This window comes from Photobacterium sanctipauli (assembly GCF_003026495.1).
GTDB lineage: Bacteria > Pseudomonadota > Gammaproteobacteria > Enterobacterales > Vibrionaceae > Photobacterium > Photobacterium sanctipauli.
The window spans coordinates 601,269-618,395 of record NZ_PYMA01000001.1; the positions used below are offsets into that span (position 1 = coordinate 601,269).

General features: G+C 50.8%; 14 protein-coding genes. 8 read left to right on the forward strand and 6 right to left on the reverse strand.

All coding sequences use genetic code 11. The annotated features are described in order from the left end of the window. Positions 1-135 precede the first annotated feature (135 nt). Both C9I98_RS02595 and C9I98_RS02600 read left to right on the forward strand, forming a co-directional pair. Positions 136-2,628 (forward strand): beta-mannosidase, encoded by a 2,493-nt coding sequence (locus C9I98_RS02595; protein ID WP_107271534.1) that lies wholly within the window; start codon positions 136-138, stop codon positions 2,626-2,628. A 163-nt stretch (positions 2,629-2,791) separates the two neighbouring features. Then, positions 2,792-3,958, forward strand: a complete 1,167-nt coding sequence (locus C9I98_RS02600) for an iron-containing alcohol dehydrogenase (RefSeq protein WP_211318296.1) — start codon at positions 2,792-2,794, stop codon at positions 3,956-3,958. A 101-nt stretch (positions 3,959-4,059) separates the two neighbouring features. Here the strand turns inward: C9I98_RS02600 and C9I98_RS02605 are convergent, their stop codons facing one another. Then, positions 4,060-4,974 carry a DUF808 domain-containing protein gene (locus C9I98_RS02605; protein ID WP_107271535.1) on the reverse strand — a complete coding sequence of 305 codons (915 nt, stop codon included), beginning with the start codon at positions 4,972-4,974 and terminating at the stop codon, positions 4,060-4,062. Between the two features lie 329 nt (positions 4,975-5,303). On the opposite strand from C9I98_RS02605, the gene C9I98_RS02610 reads away from it, so the two are divergent. The 5 genes from C9I98_RS02610 to C9I98_RS02630 all read left to right on the forward strand — a co-directional run bounded on the left by C9I98_RS02610 (position 5,304) and on the right by C9I98_RS02630 (position 10,014). Next, on the forward strand, positions 5,304-6,452 hold the full coding sequence (locus C9I98_RS02610; protein ID WP_036822020.1) for a cytochrome c oxidase subunit II: 1,149 nt from the start codon (positions 5,304-5,306) through the stop codon (positions 6,450-6,452). Then, on the forward strand, positions 6,452-8,266 hold the full coding sequence (gene ctaD, locus C9I98_RS02615; protein WP_107271536.1) for a cytochrome c oxidase subunit I: 1,815 nt from the start codon (positions 6,452-6,454) through the stop codon (positions 8,264-8,266). Before C9I98_RS02610 ends, ctaD begins: the two co-directional genes overlap by 1 nt. After that, entirely contained in the window at positions 8,263-8,871 is a 609-nt protein-coding gene (locus C9I98_RS02620) for a cytochrome c oxidase subunit 3 (protein ID WP_107271537.1), read from the forward strand. Before ctaD ends, C9I98_RS02620 begins: the two co-directional genes overlap by 4 nt. Positions 8,872-8,940: 69 nt before the next feature. Beyond that, positions 8,941-9,636, forward strand: a complete 696-nt coding sequence (locus tag C9I98_RS02625; RefSeq protein WP_036819353.1) for a heme-copper oxidase subunit III family protein — start codon at positions 8,941-8,943, stop codon at positions 9,634-9,636. A gap of 12 nt (positions 9,637-9,648) precedes the next feature. After that, positions 9,649-10,014, forward strand: coding sequence for a cytochrome C oxidase subunit IV family protein (locus C9I98_RS02630; protein ID WP_051902033.1), 366 nt, complete (start codon positions 9,649-9,651; stop codon positions 10,012-10,014). Positions 10,015-10,129: 115 nt separating this feature from the next. Here C9I98_RS02630 and C9I98_RS02635 read toward each other — a convergent pair whose 3' ends face one another. The 3 genes from C9I98_RS02635 to C9I98_RS02645 all read right to left on the reverse strand — a co-directional run bounded on the left by C9I98_RS02635 (position 10,130) and on the right by C9I98_RS02645 (position 12,985). Beyond that, a complete protein-coding gene (locus C9I98_RS02635; RefSeq protein WP_036819351.1) occupies positions 10,130-10,927 on the reverse strand; it encodes an aminoglycoside 6-adenylyltransferase in 798 nt (265 codons plus the stop codon). Between the two features lie 156 nt (positions 10,928-11,083). Further along, positions 11,084-11,641 carry a hypothetical protein gene (locus tag C9I98_RS02640; RefSeq protein ID WP_036819350.1) on the reverse strand — a complete coding sequence of 186 codons (558 nt, stop codon included), beginning with the start codon at positions 11,639-11,641 and terminating at the stop codon, positions 11,084-11,086. 87 nt (positions 11,642-11,728) lie between these two features. Further along, the gene (locus C9I98_RS02645) at positions 11,729-12,985 is read right to left on the reverse strand and encodes a D-amino acid dehydrogenase (RefSeq protein ID WP_036819347.1); all 1,257 of its coding nucleotides are present in this window, start codon (positions 12,983-12,985) and stop codon (positions 11,729-11,731) included. Positions 12,986-13,193: 208 nt separating this feature from the next. Here C9I98_RS02645 and C9I98_RS02650 point away from each other — a divergent pair, with 208 nt between their 5' ends. Beyond that, complete coding sequence (locus C9I98_RS02650) at positions 13,194-14,090, forward strand: LysR family transcriptional regulator (RefSeq protein WP_036819345.1); 897 nt, start codon at positions 13,194-13,196, stop codon at positions 14,088-14,090. A gap of 168 nt (positions 14,091-14,258) precedes the next feature. Here the strand turns inward: C9I98_RS02650 and C9I98_RS02655 are convergent, their stop codons facing one another. Together C9I98_RS02655 and C9I98_RS02660 are read right to left on the reverse strand one after the other, a co-directional pair. Beyond that, complete coding sequence (locus tag C9I98_RS02655; RefSeq protein ID WP_107271538.1) at positions 14,259-15,788, reverse strand: hypothetical protein; 1,530 nt, start codon at positions 15,786-15,788, stop codon at positions 14,259-14,261. A gap of 387 nt (positions 15,789-16,175) precedes the next feature. Continuing rightward, positions 16,176-17,111 (reverse strand): LysR substrate-binding domain-containing protein, encoded by a 936-nt coding sequence (locus C9I98_RS02660; protein WP_107271539.1) that lies wholly within the window; start codon positions 17,109-17,111, stop codon positions 16,176-16,178. Positions 17,112-17,127: the final 16 nt, after the last annotated feature.

Consider the following 17,127-nt stretch of genomic DNA (forward strand, 5'->3'; position numbering starts at 1 on the left):
CACACAAACCGGCCAATAACCATGCAGTATTTTATGAGTTTGTCGTTGCGATCAGGTTTTTGTTACCCGCATGCCAATATGCTATTGCCAGTCGATTTATCCCTTAAATTATCTGCACTTATCTTGAGGTCGTCCATGTCTACATTGTTACTCGACGGTAATTGGCAACTTAGCTCCTCACAACACCCCGCCATTGCTGTTGCTTGCCCTATTCCCGGCGATGTCCATTCTGCGCTCATCGCAGCAGAACAACTCCCTCCACCCTACTTCGGTTGCAATGAAAATGAGGTACAGTGGGTGGGCGAAAGCGAGTGGACGCTTTCGCGCTCTTTCGTGGTTGAGGACGATTTTCTAAACGGGCAAGCGGTCGATCTCAAGCTGGCGTTTGTCGATACCATGGCGACAATCGCCATCAATGGCAATGTCGTGCTGCATTGCAGCAATATGTTCCGCCAATACCAAGCGAATGTATTACCCTATCTGCAAGGGGGTGAGAACACCATCGAAATCACCCTGCACCGAAATGACCTGGAAGCGGCAAAGCGAGCTGAACGCTTGCCATTCCCCGTACCTTGGGCGGTAGGCAACAACCAAATTCCGCACATGAACACCCTACGTAAAACCCAATGTCATGCAGGATGGGATTGGGGGATCTGCTTGCTGGTCAGTGGTATCTACCAGTCGATATCATTAACCAAGGTTGAGCAAGTGCGCCTTAGCCAAGTTCGCACAGAGCAACATTGGCAAAGCGATGGCAGTTGCCAGCTTGATGTTATTGTTGATTTTGAGCAGCTAACCACGACCAACTCACCAACCACGCTTGCCATTACCTTCGACGGGAATGCCTATAACCTGCCGCTGCCTATCAGTGATATTGGCTCTCGCCAATACCGGCATTCCATTGCCATCGCCCAACCGAGGCGTTGGTGGCCAGCAGGCTATGGCGAGCAAGCGCTGTACTCATTAGATGTTCAGCTTTATGGCGCAATCGGCCATAGCCAAACAATTAGCCATAGCCAAGCAGTCAGCAAGCAAATTGGCTTGCGCGAGCTTGAACTCGACACCCAAACCGACGCCATAGGGAGCGCCATGACCTTCAAGGTGAATGGCAAGGCTATCATGGCAAAAGGTGCTAATTGGATCCCACTCGATGCCCTGCCTTCATCCCATACCCCAGAGCGGTACCGCCAGTTGCTGGAAAACGCGGTGGCCGCCAACATGAACATGCTCCGCGTTTGGGGCGGTGGCATGTACGAGCAAGATATTTTCTATGAGCTCTGTGACAAGCTGGGCTTGCTGGTCTGGCAAGATTTAATGTTTGCCTGTGCCCTTTACCCTTCGACACCCGAATTTTTGGCCGATGTCGAAGCCGAAGTATGCGATCAAGTCCAGCGCTTGAACGACCACCCCTCAATCGCTTTATGGTGCGGCGACAATGAAGTGATTGGTGCCATAGGCTGGTACCCAGAATCCCGCGCGAACCGCGAGCGCTATGTGGTGAATTACGACCGGCTCAACCGCACCTTGGCGCAAGTCGTTAAGCGAGAAGATCCTAGCCGCCGCTTTTGGGCCAGCTCCCCTTGCAATGGCGAGCTGGATTTCGGCGATGCATGGCATAACGATAACAAAGGGGACATGCACTTTTGGGATGTATGGCACTCGGGTAAATCATTCGATGCCTACCACAGCGTCAAGCCCCGGTTCTGCTCCGAGTTTGGTTACCAATCATGGCCTTCGCTACCGACAGTCAAGACCTTTGCCAAGCCCGACGAGTGGAATGTCACCTCGCCAACCTTCGAACAACACCAGAAAAACGGCCGTGGCAATAGCATCATCACCGAAATGTTTACCCGCTACTTCCGCTTTCCGAGCAGCTTCGACAATATGCTTTACCTCAGCCAGGTTCAACAAGCGCTAGCCATTAAAACCGCCAGCGAATATTGGCGGGCACACAAAGCGCACTGTCGTGGCATTTTATATTGGCAACTCAACGACTGCTGGCCGGTCAGCTCTTGGTCGAGCATCGAATACAATGGTCGCTGGAAGCAACTCCACTACCATGCCAAACGCTTCTTTGCCCCTCAACTGGCCACCTTCATCGCGCAAGACGGCCAATTGAGCCTGCACCTCATCAACGATCAGCACCGGGAAAAACGCATCGAAGGCCGTATTTTGAAAGTCGGCTGGGATGGCAACGTTATCCAACAATGGCCTTTCAACAGCGCATTAGCCGCCGACCAAGCCATGGTGGCTTGGCAAACTTGCCTCAATGACACTGTCGAAGAAAGCCGTAACACCTTTTACCATGTCGAATTGCAATGTGATGATGCGATCATTGAAAACGACTATTTCCCTGTCCTGTTTAAGCAAATGAACCTACCAAACACAACCATCCATACTGAAATAGGCAGTGATGAGCAAGGAGTCTATATCGAATTGGATTGCGGGCATCCGGCGCTGTTTGTCCACTTAGAAATAGAGGGGACAGGCCGCTTTGATGATTCCAGCTTTACCCTATTACCTTCAGACATCACAGGAAAAGTAAAACGCGTTCGCTATATTGGCAATGAAAGCAAGGAGGCCATTGCCAGTACGTTGCGGGTTTACCATTTGCGGGATAGTTATTAGTGATGAGGCTGTGTGGTATGGCTATAGTGGCATGCCTTGCTCAATAACCGGTTTAGATAGATCCGCCTAATTCGACCGATTAATATGGGTTCAGGCACTCGCAATTTTGGGGTTGGCTTTACTTTATCGCCCCCTCAAAAAGCACATTAAAGGGAAGTGACATATGCTGCTGTACAAAACCATGGTTGGTGTTAACAAGCATCTGAATAAGCTCATCTCCATTGGCTTCCCTCAACTGGAAGTCGGGTCAGACACGCTATTAAAAGCTGGTGAGCTGATGGCTGCGGCCGGGGCAACCAAGGTACTGATCGTCACCGATGCTATCATTGGCTCGATGCCGATGACCGAAACATTGTGTGCATCGCTCAGCCAGTCAAAGATAGATTATTTCATTTATGACGAAGTCAAGCCCAACCCGACCATAGCGGCAGTCGCCATTGGTGCTGACCTCTTCCACCAGCACAGCTGCGATGCCATTATTGCCATTGGTGGCGGCTCCCCGATTGATTGTGCCAAGGCTATTGGTGCAAAAATCGTGACTAATCGTCCTGTCCGTAAGTTGGCGGGCAAGCTCAAAGTACGCAAAAAACTGCCGCTGTTTATGGCCATTCCCACCACCGCGGGTACAGGCTCTGAGGCCACCGTTGCTGCGGTCATTTCTGATCCCTCTGCCAAACAAAAGTTTGCCATCGTCGATCCGAATTTGATCCCGGATTATGCGCTGATAGATCCAAGCCTAATGACAGGCTTACCACCCCATATCACCGCCGCAACCGGTATGGATGCGCTGACCCATGCCATTGAAGCCTATATCGGCACCTATCAAAATCCGCTCACTAATAAATTCGCGGTTCAAGCCATCGAAGCCATTTTTGCCTATTTGCCCACCGCTTATCAGAACGGCGAAAATATTGAAGCTCGTGAAAGAATGGCCATGGCTTCTTACGAGGCAGGTTGTGCTTTCACCCGAGCTTATGTGGGATACGTCCATGCCTTCGCCCACCAGCTGGGTGGGATGTACCATATCCCCCACGGGTTAGCGAATGCCGTATTACTGCCACGGGTTCTCGAACTGCTATACCCGTCCAGCAAAAAGCGTTTTGCCCAACTGGCGCGCATTGTGGGGTTGGAAGATGGCCAGCAATTTATCGACGCGGTCGATGAACTCAACCAGCAACTCAATATTCCGAAGGCATTCCCAGAGCTGATAGTCAGCGATATACCGTTGCTTACCCAACGCGCATTAGCTGAGGCCCATGGCACCTACCCGGTGCCGAGCTACATCAACCAGCAACAAGGGGAAGAGTTGCTCAAGTTGTTTCTAGTTTGAGCGACAGCCAAAAAACCCAACGTTAATGGCCCGGTCTGTACAACCCCCTCTAACTCCCCCTTGAAAAGGGGGAGAACTCGCTAACTGCTAACTGCTAACTGCTAGCTAACCCAGGCTTTTATTCGTTTAAAAGCACTAACGGCAATAAGCACGATTGCGCCGCACGCGAGGCCAACAGCGGCGTTGATCACTGCCGGTAATAGCATCAAGCTACCCGGTATCATCGATAGCCTGATCACAAAGTGCTCTATCATGATGTGGGAGTGGGGAATACTGTGCACCACAATACCGCCGCCAACCAAGAACATGGCAATGGTGCCGACCACCGCGAGGGTTTTCATTAAATAGGGAGCAGATTTTATCAAGCCATTGCCAATGGTGCGCTTTGGGGATTCCGCAATGCTATTGCGAACCAAGTACAAGCCAAGATCATCCAGCTTCACGATGCCAGCCACCAAACCGTATACCCCGATTGTCATCAGCAAGGCGATCACACTTACCACCAGCACTTGGGTCAGCATGGGTGCCGACTGCACGGTTCCCAACGCGATAACAATGATTTCGGCGGATAAGATGAAGTCAGTCCTTATCGCTCCCTTTATTTTGATCCGCTCAAATTCGACCAAGTCTTCGACGGCATCCATTTCCTCAAGCACATGGGATTCTTCCAGCTTAGGTGGATGCAGCAGCTTATCGACGACCTTTTCGAATCCCTCATAGCAAAGAAAGAGGCCGCCAAGCAACAACAGGGGGGTAATTAGCCAAGGCGCGATAGCACTGATCAGCAGTGCCGCCGGCACAAGGATCAACTTATTGCGAAACGAGCCTTTCGCCACCGCCCATACAACGGGGATTTCACGCTCAGCCCGCACGCCTGACACCTGTTGGGCATTCAGCGCCAAATCATCGCCCAGCACCCCGGCGGTTTTGCGCGCGGCCACCTTGCTCATCACGGCAACATCATCCAGCACGGTAGCGATATCGTCGAGTAATGTCAGTAAGCTTGCCCCAGCCAAAGCACCTCCGGTTGATTTAGTCTTGCTGATACCCAAGCTACTTGGGTTACTTGGGTATAGCGACTTTGGTATATATAACCTTAGTGAAAGAAAGCACTTTTGCAGACTTACAACATAGAAAAAGCTGACGAGACTCGCGGGCAAGGCAATCCTCCACTAAGCTATTTAACGTGATTAACAACAAGCGAAGCGGCCCAGATCGCCAGATTACCTGTTCGAATACAGGTGCTTTGGGAACAATTTGAACCAATATAGCCCAGTGACTTCAAGTAACTCGGCTATATGCACCTATCACGGAAGCGACCAAAACAACAATAAGGCGCGAACGTATGGCAATCGCCATAGCCCTGATAGTCATCGTTATTGGATCCATTGCTTTCCACTTCCTCAGCCCGTGGTGGTTAACCCCTGCCGCGTCCAATTGGGGTGAAATTGACGACGCCTTTACCCTCACCCTAGTGATAACTGGTGCATTCTTTGTGGTGATCAACGTGATGATCGCTTGGTTCGTGATCCGCTACCGCCACAAGAAGGGCCGAAAATCCGTATACCAGCCCGACAACAAAAAGCTTGAGGCGTGGCTGATCGGGCTGACCACCGTTGCCATCATTGGCTTGCTCGCTCCCGGACTGGTGGTATACGGCAAATTTGTTGCCGTCCCGGAAGATGCCAAAGTCTTCGAGGTGGTTGGCGAGCAATGGAAGTGGAGCTACCGCTTCCCAGGCGAAGATAACCAGCTAGGCCAAAGCCATGTTCGTTTTATCAGCAGCACCAACCCGCTGGGCCTCGACCCAGAAGACCCGGCCTCCCAAGACGATAAAATCATTTTAAGCCCAGAACTGCACTTGCCGCTCTACACCCCTTTGAAGGTGCTGCTTCGCTCCAAAGACGTACTGCATGATTTCAACGTGCCCCAGTTTCGCGCCAAGATGGACATGGTGCCGGGCTCGGTGACCTATTTCTGGTTCACCCCAACCCAACGTGGCACCTTCGATATTCTCTGTGCCGAGCTATGCGGTATAGGCCATTTCAATATGCGAGGACGGGTGGTGGTCGAGGATGACGCGGCGTTTGGTCGCTGGCTGGCCACCCAGCCCACATTTGCCCAAACCCAGCAGCCGCAAGAAGCAGGCTCAATGGATTTGGTGAGCTTGGGTAAGACCCTATCTGAAGTGAATGGCTGCATTGCCTGCCACAGTCTTGATGGTAAACCGGGCGTGGGTCCGACTTGGCTCGGGCTCTATGGCAAAACCGAAATCATGTCTGATGATACTGAAAAGCTTGTCGATGACGAATACCTGAAAGTTGCCATTCTTAACGCCAATGCCGAAGTGGTAAAAGGCTATCCGGCCATCATGCCGGTTTACCAATTCAACGACCAAGAAGTCGAGGCAATCATCGCCTACATCAAGGCGGTTTCCCATCCAGATCAGAACCAAGCCGGCGAACAACCTGATGACAGCGGGGAAAATAAATAATGTTTGATACCAGCCCGTATGCCAGAAAAAGCAAAGCAGAATCGATTTGGACCAAATATATTTGGAGCCAAGACCATAAAGTGATCGCGATTCAATACTCGCTAACAGCTATCTTTATGGGGCTGATTGCCTTGGTGCTGTCTTGGATCATACGGCTGCAAATCGGCTTCCCCGGTCAATTCGATTTTATTGACGTGAACACTTACTACCAGTCTATGACCCTGCACGGCATGATCATGGTGGTCTACCTGCTCACCGCCTTGTTCCTTGGCGGCTTTGGCAACTACCTTATTCCCTTGATGGTCGGCGCGCGGGATATGGTGTTCCCGTTCTTAAATATGCTGAGTTTTTGGTTTTACCTTCTCGCCTCGCTGATCTTAATTGCGAGCTTCTTTGTTGCCGGCGGCCCTACCGGCGCCGGCTGGACCTTATACCCGCCACAGGCCATCTTACCCGGCACCCCCGGCACCGACTGGGGCATTGTGTTAATGCTGATCTCACTGGCTGTCTTTATTGTCGCGGCCACCATGGGTGGTTTGAACTATGTCACCACCGTTTTGCAGGCACGTACCCGGGGAATGACCTTGCTCCGAATGCCGCTCACCGTATGGGGGATTTTCACCGCCTCGGCCATGGCGCTGCTCGCCTTCCCGGCCTTATTGGTTAGCGCCATCATGATGCTGTTTGATAAATTGCTCGGCTCCAGTTTCTTTATGCCCGCCATCATTTCGATGGGGCAGCAGGCCGATTACGGTGGTGGTAGCCCGATATTGTTCCAGCACTTGTTTTGGTTCTTCGGTCACCCCGAAGTCTATATTGTCGCCCTGCCCGCCTTCGGGATTGTGTCTGATCTCATCAGTATCCATGCTCGCAAGAATATCTTCGGCTACAAGATGATGGTATGGGCGATTATCGGGATTGCCGCCCTCAGCTTCATCGTCTGGGCGCACCATATGTATGTCAGCGGCATGAATCCGTACTTTGGCTTCTTCTTTGCCACAACGACCTTGGTCATTGCCGTCCCGACGGCAATCAAAGTTTATAATTGGCTATTCACGCTATGGCGCGGCGATATTCACCTCAGTCTGCCGATGCTTTTCGCTATCGCCTTTATGAGTAGTTTTATCATCGGCGGGCTAACCGGCTTATTCCTCGGCAATGTGGTTGTCGATATTCCGCTCTCCGACACCTATTTCGTAGTGGCCCATTTCCATATGGTGATGGGCGTTTCGCCTATATTGGTGATCTTCGGCGGGATCTACCATTGGTACCCTAAAATTACCGGACGCATGATGAACCAAGCCATGGGGCATATCCACTTCTGGGTCACTTTCTTGGGCACTTACGCTATTTACTTTCCGATGCACTACCTCGGGGTTCTCGGCATGCCAAGGCGCTACTACGCCTATGACGATTACAGCTTCATTCCCGAATCGGCGCAGAGCCTCAATGCCTTTATTACCATCGCCGCGCTGATCGTTGGCGCCGCGCAGCTGCTGTTCCTGTTCAACCTATTTTGGAGCTGGAAACGGGGCAAAGTTGCCGACGGCAATCCTTGGAAAGCCACCTCACTGGAATGGCAAACACCGGATACCCCGCCCAAGCACGGCAATTGGGGGGAAGAGCTTCCCGTGGTGTACCGCTGGGCCTACGACTTTAGCGTCCCTGGCCATGACACAGATTATATCCCGCAAAATGTACCGCCTAGCCCATCGCCTGATGCTGCATCCGATAATAAGCCCAATGCATCGGGCGATTCGGGGAGCGGCGGGGGCAGCGACCCAACAGTGAAAGCCGATAAGGAGCGGTCATGAGCAAACCATCCCATCAGCAGGCGTATTCGACCCTGACAACCGATCCCAATGCTCGGCACCTGCCGCCGGCAACCACAACCCCGGCCTCAACCGGCGTGTGGCTCTTACTGGCGGTGATCACCATGCTGTTTTTCTTATTTACCGTGGCTTACCGAATACGGATGTCGCTGCCTGACTGGCAACCGCTCAATGAGCCATGGCAGTTAAGTATCAGCACCGCCCTGCTGGTCATGAGCTGCGTGACCATGCACTTGTGCTACAAAAAATCTGCCCTGCTGCCTTCACTGGCAGCCAGCAAGGCATTGTTGCGCCTAACCGTTTTTTTCACTCTCGCGTTCATTGCCACCCAGTTGTGGGCATGGGAATACCTCTATGCACTCAACAAGGGCGTCGGCAGCAACCCTGCCAACAGCTTCTTTTATCTGCTTACCGGGCTACATGGCGTACATGTGGTTGGTGGACTCATAGCATTGGGCTGGGTGGTTATCAATGCTTGGCGCGGTAATCAAAATACGCTCTATCCCGCCTTGCGGTTATGCAGCCGGTATTGGCATTTTCTGTTATTCGTCTGGCTCTTTTTACTTGGATTATTGAGGTTTACTTAACACCATTTTATCGACTCACACTGATCTAAAACCAACAAGGACAAGCACATGACCTAGAAGGTATGGCTTATGGCAAATTTATCATCCCGTTCATCCCAATCCTATCAACCGCCGCCAGCCACTGGTTGGCCGTCGGTCGTCAACGATTATGCCGGTGACAAGGCCGTTTTCAATGTGTCATCAAACAAGGCAATGATGTGGCTATTCCTGCTCAGTGATATTTTCGTGTTTGGCTGCTTTCTGGTTGGCTACATGTCGGTGCGCATGACAACCACCGAGCCTTGGCCACTGCCAACAGAAGTGTTTGCCTTAACCATCGCTGGCCAATCCATTCCATTGGTACTCATTGCCATCATGACTTTCATTTTGATCACCAGTAGCGGCACCATGGCAATGGCCGTCAATTTTGGTTACCAGCGCCGGCGGGGGCTGACCGCGTTCTTTATCATACTCACCGCCTTGTTCGGGCTAAGCTTCGTCGGCATGCAGGCTTTTGAGTGGAGCAAGCTCATTGAAGACGGCTTCCGACCATGGGGCAACGAAACCGGGGCGGCGCAGTTTGGCGCGAGCTTTTTCATGATCACCGGCTTCCACGGCCTGCATGTCAGCGTCGGTGTGTTGTACTTGCTCATCATTGCCTACAAGGTACTCAAAGGCACTTACGATCGCAGCGGCAGCTACGAAAATGTTGAAATTGCCGGACTCTATTGGCACTTCGTCGATTTGGTCTGGGTGTTTATATTCGCGTTTTTCTATCTCTGGTAGGAAGGTGTTCTCATGGCTTATTCCACAAGTTCATCCCCTAAGCAAGCAACCCTAAAAGCAAAACCGCAGCAGCACCCTATCAGTCTGTATCTCAAGATCTGGGTCTTGCTCTTTGTGCTTAGTACGCTGTCATACCTGGTGGATTACTATCATCTTGAAGGGCTACTGAGATGGAGCCTGATCCTGATTTTCATGGCACTCAAAGCCGGGCTCATCGCCGCCGTCTTCATGCACATGAAATGGGAACGACTGGCCTTGGTTTACACCATCTTCTTGCCGCCTTTGGTATTGCTGGTTTTGGTCGCCTTAATGGCAAGTGAAGCAGATTATATTTTCCAGCTCAGGGAGGTTTTCTTTAGCTCTGCTGACTCAGGCTAAAGCAAGAGAAAGCGAGATATAGCAAAGAGACGGATAGAATTGAAAAGGAAATTAGAGCGCCAGCGTTTAGCTGGCGCTCTAAGGATACTAGATGAAGGTTACTAGCTGAGAGGCACTAGCTGAGGATTTGTTTAAGGTAAGCCAGCGATAGCTTTTCAGCGGTATGGTTGCACTCCACGCCTTCGATGTTGGCACGTAGTTCACGGTAAATATCGACACAACGGTAGACCGCCTCACCCAACGACTCAGCATTGTTGGTGGCAATTGTCGCCTCCAGCTTTTGGGCAAAGTCAGGGATCAGGTGCTCAATCTTGCGTACCCCCTCAGGTGTTTCTCCCGCCTGCGCCAAAGCCAATGGCGATAGTGCGTTCTGGCGCAAGAACGAAATAAACTCTAAGGTTTCAAAGTACTCGCCACGGGCGATTTTGGTGGCGGCATAATGCACCCAAACCCAAAAACGATCTTCAATCCATTGCGGGTTTGGCTGCGGGTATTGCGACTCAGACTGCGCCAATACATCAGACAAGCAACTGCCTCTTTGCCATAGTACAACCGGGTCATCCACTCGCTGAGCCGCATCTGGCAAAGACACAAACTTAAAATCAACATGCACAATCACCGCCCCTTCATACAGGGCTATCACCAAACGGGGCTCGCCAACATGCTCGCCGGTAAAGTGCGCAACCAATCCATCGATTTGATTGACGATCGTACTTCTTGATGCCATGACATCATCAAAGGCCGCAGGGTCGACCGCAACAACCAAATCCAGATCGCTGTAATCATCCATGGTGTTTGAGGCATAAGAGCCTGCCGCAGAAAGACCGACAAATCGTTCGTCAGACGAGACCATCGCAATGATCTTCTCAAGTAGAGCTTGGTGGGTGCTTGGCAGCGAAGTTGGGAATTTCATATTTTACCTTTTAATAAAGTGAGAATTGCTTGGCAATTAGTGCGGTAAAATCAACGCAGCATTATAGAATCACACTGACGTCAGAAAAATTCAAGCAGAAAAAAGCCCTTTTTGAAAAGGGCTTTCTAAACAAGGGAATATATGGATCGTTAACCATCAAGGCAAAGTATGCATCGCCTTTTCCCAACGGTTTTGAAATGCAACCAACCAACGGGGAGGCGACTTACCCGTCCCAGCAGGTTTGAGCTTTTCATGGGCTAGCACCACATTGGCAAGGGTGATCTCTTGCTCAGGCTCGACGTCCACCATTAGCACATGGCGGCCAGACTTGAGCACTTGCTTGAAGCGCCGGAACTGGTAATGAAGCTCCTGGAAACCAAACAACCCGCCTTCCCAGGTAATAAAGCCCATCATGATGATGGCCAGCATGATGAAGGGCAACCACCCGACGGTATCTGTTACCCCCGAGGCATAGGCAAAAAACAGTACCAATGCCGCAACCACGATGCCAATAACCGCGCCTATTTCGGTTGAATGGATCACATCATTGCGCATGAACGATTTCACCGGATGTAGGTGATGATGGCTGGCAACCTCGGCATCCTTATCGGTGAGCACGTGGATTTGCGGAGCTGAAATACCACTTAACTCCAGCTCATATTCCACCAGCTCTAGGTCGTCTAAGTCATCGCTAATGTAAAAGACCCGCACCATCACGGCCTCCTGACATTTCGATTTGACAGCTGTAATTCAATTTTACTACAAGCCAGAGATTACGCTGCCCTATGCGCAATTTTTTCCTTAACTGGCATAGCGATAGACGTCCAAACCACTCGGGTCGATGTCGGTCGCCTGCTCGCTCACCACATCGGCAAGCAACTTGGCCGAGCCGCAAGCCATGGTCCAACCCAAAGTGCCATGCCCTGTGTTGGTGAACAGGTTACGGATCGGGGTTTTGCCCACAATGGGGGTACCGTCCGGGGTCATTGGCCGCAAGCCAGTCCAATATTCTGCCAGCTCAACCTTACCGCCTTCAGGGAACAAATCGCGGATCACCATTGAAATGGTTTCCTTACGCTTTTTAGCCAAGCTAAAGTCAAAACCAGCCAGCTCAGCGGTGCCCGCTACCCTGATCCTATCGTCGAAGCGTGTCATTGCCACCTTATAGGTCTCATCCATCACGGTAGACACCGGCGCTGCGGCAGCATCGGCAACGGGCATGGTAAGCGAGTAGCCCTTAACAGGATAGATAGGCAACTGGATCCCAACTTGGGACAGTAACTGAGGTGTATAACTTCCCATTGCAACGACATAGGCATCCGCGCGTAACTCACCCTTGTTCGTTTTCACCGAAGCCAGCGTGTTACCTTGGTAGTTTAACTGCTCGACTGACGTATCAAATAGGAAGCGAACACCCGCTTGCTCGGCCAGCTGGGTCAACTGCTGGCAGAACAAATAGCAATCGCCGGTTTCATCATCCGGCAAGCGTAATCCGCCCACTAGCTTCTCTTTTACTCTGGCAAGGGCTGGCTCGGCAGCAATACAGCCCGCCACATCCAGCTGCTCATAGCGGGTACCGCTCGCAGCCAGCACTTCAATATCTTTGGCAACGGCCTCAAGTTGCGCTTCGGTCCGAAACACTTGCAGCGTGCCTTGTTGGCGGCCTTCGTAATTCAGTGGTTGTTGTTGGCGCAAGTCAGCCAAACACTCGCGGCTATAGTTGGCGATCCTGAGCATTCTCGCCTTGTTAACTTGGTACCTGTCGTTGGTGCAATTGGCCAACATTTTTGTGGCCCATGCATAAAGCTCGGGGGAGGCCGATGGCTTGATCTTCAACGGCGCATGCTTTTGCGTTAACCATTTCATCGCTTTTAATGGAATACCCGGTGCCGCCCACGGGGAAGAATAGCCGTAAGAAATTTGCCCTGCGTTGGCAAAACTGGTTTCCTCAGCGCTTCGTGGCTGACGCTCAACCACGGTGACATCGTGGCCGGCCTGCTTGAGATACCATGCCGACGTTAGCCCAACCACGCCGCTACCCAATACAATCACTTCCATCCGCTTTCTCCGCTTTGCCTCTATCCTGACTGGAATTCGATACTTGTTATTTTTGTATTTAATAGTGAGCAGAATGCAGTATTTACATTTCAGCAACAATCGATAAGAATTAACAGCTGTGTTTAGCCTTGCTAAACACCGGCATTAAGAAACTCGGGTGTTTCCGGGCACCAATATCACTATTCATTTTCTGTTTGCAAGGATTGCGATGAAAGGCAGCACATTGGCAGGATTGGCCACCTTTGAAGTGGTGGCAAAATACGGCAACTTAACCCAAGCAGCGAAACAGTTACACCTTACGCCGGGTGCACTCAGCCAGCAAATCAAACAACTCGAGCAACGGTTGGCGCTAATCCTGTTCGAGCGCCACTCTCGCGGCCTTACCCTCACCGAAGAAGGTAAAGCCTTATACCAAGTGGTCAGCCAAAGCCTCGAAGCTATCGAGACGGTATTAGCCAAACTAAAACAGCCTGCCGATAGTCAAGAGATCCACCTGAAACTCACTCCTTCTTTCGCTTACAAGTGGTTGGTGCCTAAACTGCATGATTTCTATCGCCAATACCCAGATATAAAAGTACTGACCTTTGCTGACGGTGCGTTGGTGGATCACCAATGCGACGATGTCGACTTGGTGATTGATTACTGCCAGTTCGGGACAGATACAAGTGACGGAAAGCTGTTACTCGAAGAACACCTTATCCCGGTCATGAGCCCAGCGTATTACCAAAAATATGATTGGCAATCAGAAGGTAGCTGGAAAACCGTCACCTTGCTGCATGACGCAATGCCTTGCCGGGAGGCGCAGAAAGATCAGGAGTGGCGCTACTGGTTTGACTCGATGGGAAAGAAATTCATCCATTCGCCAGAAGGGCATTATTTCAACCGAACCGATATGGCGATGGCAGCAGCGGAAGCCGGACTCGGTGTGGCCCTTGCCCGGCAGGCATTGTTGGGCAATGAAATTGAGCAAAACCGGCTTGTGGCCCCCTACCCTGCCATCAAAGCCCAGGCTGGGTATTTCCTTTTCCGCCAACGTAGTACACCCGCGATAGAGTGTTTTTGTCAGTGGTTGAATCAAACTATCTCTCAATCAGCCAGTGGCTAAAAGAGTAAGAATAAAGCGGATAGTAAAAAGCCACCGCCTCAGCGCCAAGTAAGGGGCTGTAGCGGTGGCTCATTGAACGACAAGGCAATTAAGTTGCTCGTCTATTAAATTGCTATTCGATTAAGTTGCCATGCCGCCAAATTAATAGGCGACGGGCAACTCATTCAGTTATACCGAGAAAGCAGAAAAAAGCACGCCCAAGGTACCGATGATAAATACAGCCATAACCGCCCTGCTCGCCATCGGGCCATTGTTCTCTGCCGCTTTACCAAACAAGCCAAACACCAGCGGGTGAACCAAGAATGGCGTCGCAAAGATAAAGGTGATCATGCTCGCCGCTTCGGCACCAAACATACCGCCCTGGGTGGCAGCAAACAAACCGAAGTGAGACAGGCCTGAAGCCGCTGCCATAGACGCATTCTCGATAGGCATGCCAGCAAAGTGCAAGATGGTAAAACTACCGAATACAGCGGTGATCTGCCAGCCAAATGAGAACTGCATCAAGCCCTTGATTTCCATCTCATCGTTGCCATTCGCCTTACGCAGATTCTTCGTTGCCAGATACACGCAGCCCAAGCCAACAAGCACAAGCGGTAGCACCCATTTAACCAACAGCACGCCGCTTTCTGCACTCGCAGCCAAGATGGTAAAGACAAAGATATGGCCAAGGAAAGGAACGTTAATCATGATCGGAGCACGACCTGCGGCAGTTGCACCGAGATCACCCGCCGTACATGCCCCGGTCAAGCCTGAGTGTGACAGGCCACCCGCCATACCAGGTGCCAAGTTGCGAACGTGATTTGCTTTCGCCAGGAAGATAAGAATCGCCAGGCCACCAAACATCCAGAACATCTGCCCCGCAAAACCGTATACGATCACGCTTTGGAGACCCGGAATGCTGAACGCTTCCATCATGTGTGAGCCACCCACCAAGAAGCTACCGGTCAGTACTACAGGAATACCGGCAAAAAGTAGCGCGTTCATTGTTGGGCCCAGCTTCCACTTCGGCATAGCCATACCTAGGCCTGAAGACAGCACCATGGCAAAGAAGATCTGTGGCAGACCAATAAAGCCCGAAATCAACTGGGAGATACGTAGTGAAATAATCAATACCGCAATGATGGCAACCACTTCAATCACACCGCGCATCAGGTAATTGCGCTTATTGACGATTTTCGCCTTGCTATCGATCAGGATCAGGGAGATGGTCATGCCGACATACGCCAGTGCCATGTATGACTCACCGAGAGGGTGGGCGCCACTGCGACCTGAAATCAGCGCCGAGACCATTTCGATACTCATGAGCAGCACGAAAGCTCGGATCACATAAACCAGTTGCGTGCTTGTGGTACCGACAAAAACTTCATGTTTGCCCGGTTCAACCAAACTTTCCACGCTGCCCAATTGTTTCATCAACAAGCGGCGGATTTCCTGCCCACCGACAAAGAATGAAGCGATCAGAGCAATTACTGTGGTCTGCCCCAGCAAAACGATGACCGGGAAGTCATTCAAACCGGGTTGAGCAAGCCCACTTTCTACAAATAGCGTACCCATTAACAGACCAAAGACAACGATCATCAATACTGCTGAGTACTTAGTGCCCGCAACAACAGTACGAGCAAGCAATACCATGATAACCACAGCTACCATGGAGAAAAACAAGTGATTGAAAGCCACTAGATAGGATAAGTTTTCCATCAACACTCCAATTACAACCGCCCAGAAATAAACGGTAATTAAACTTATTTACCAGTAAGCATCCATGCTTGCTTATTGAGCTTTAGCTCAAAAAAAAGGCACCGAACATACGTCCGGAGCCTTGCTATATTCTGGAATAACTAGAGCCGTAACCACCATGACAAAAGTGTTACATTACAATTCAATCGTGAATGTTTTACCGGAAATAATTAACATTAGCTTATAAAAACCTTGGCCCGCCCTATACTGGTCTTATTCAAAAATAACCGGCGTTAGTCTGTGTTTTTAGACGAAAATTACCATATCCGCCTATCTCACCAACCACCGCTATTCATGTGGAGTGCGCTTCTGCCGCTGACTGAAACCGTAAGCACGGAGCCATTTGAATTAACATTTGGACATATTTATATCAGCACTGCCGAGATCAAAACCGTTTTCTTGTTCGAGTTCCTGCTTGAGCCAGCGATAAAACGCCTGAAACTTTGGCCGCTTCTGCATCCCGTCAGGGCATACCAAGTCATAGCCCAAGCCCGTATTTATCGACGGAAAGGGGGCAACTAACTCCCCAGAAAGAATAAAGGGCATTGCGAACCTTTGCCTTCCCATCGCAATACCCAACGATTGACGGGCGGCATTCACATCAAAATCAGAGAAATTGAAAATATACTGCCGCTTGGTAGGATCAATATCGGTCACCCCCATTTCTTTTAGCCAACGTTGCCAAATTGACGAGCGAGAACCGTGGATAAAAGTCGCATCACGCAAACCATCCATTTTTCCCTCAGCGAGTCCAAGGCGCTTGGCATATTCCGGGGAACAAACCGGTATCCGCCTTTCATCAAATAATCGGTAGCAATAGAAACCCGGATAATCGTCATCGCTGTAGTATATGGCGGCATCGAGAGGTTCGTATTGAAAATCAATTTTGTCCTCTTTTGCCAACAATCGAACATTCAAATTAGGAAACTGTTGCTGAAATGCTCCCAATCTCGGCATCAACCAACCATTGGCAAAACCCGGGGAAGTGCCAATGTATAGCTCACCACTCAACTCATTGGTTCGGATGTCTTCAAGCTCGGTAAAAATACTGTCGAACGACTGGTTCAATGTAACTAACAAGCGCTCGCCTTCCGGTGTCAACTCCATCCGTCTGGTCAAGCGGACAAACAGCGGGAACCCCAATTGCTTCTCGAGGTTTTTGATCCGGTGGCTAACCGCCCCTTGGGTTAAGTTCAGCTCTTGAGCAGCCTTGGTAAAGCTCAAATACTTGGCGACCACACTGAATGAGTGCATGTTGGCTAACAACTGCTGTTTTCTGTCCATTACCACTACGCATTAA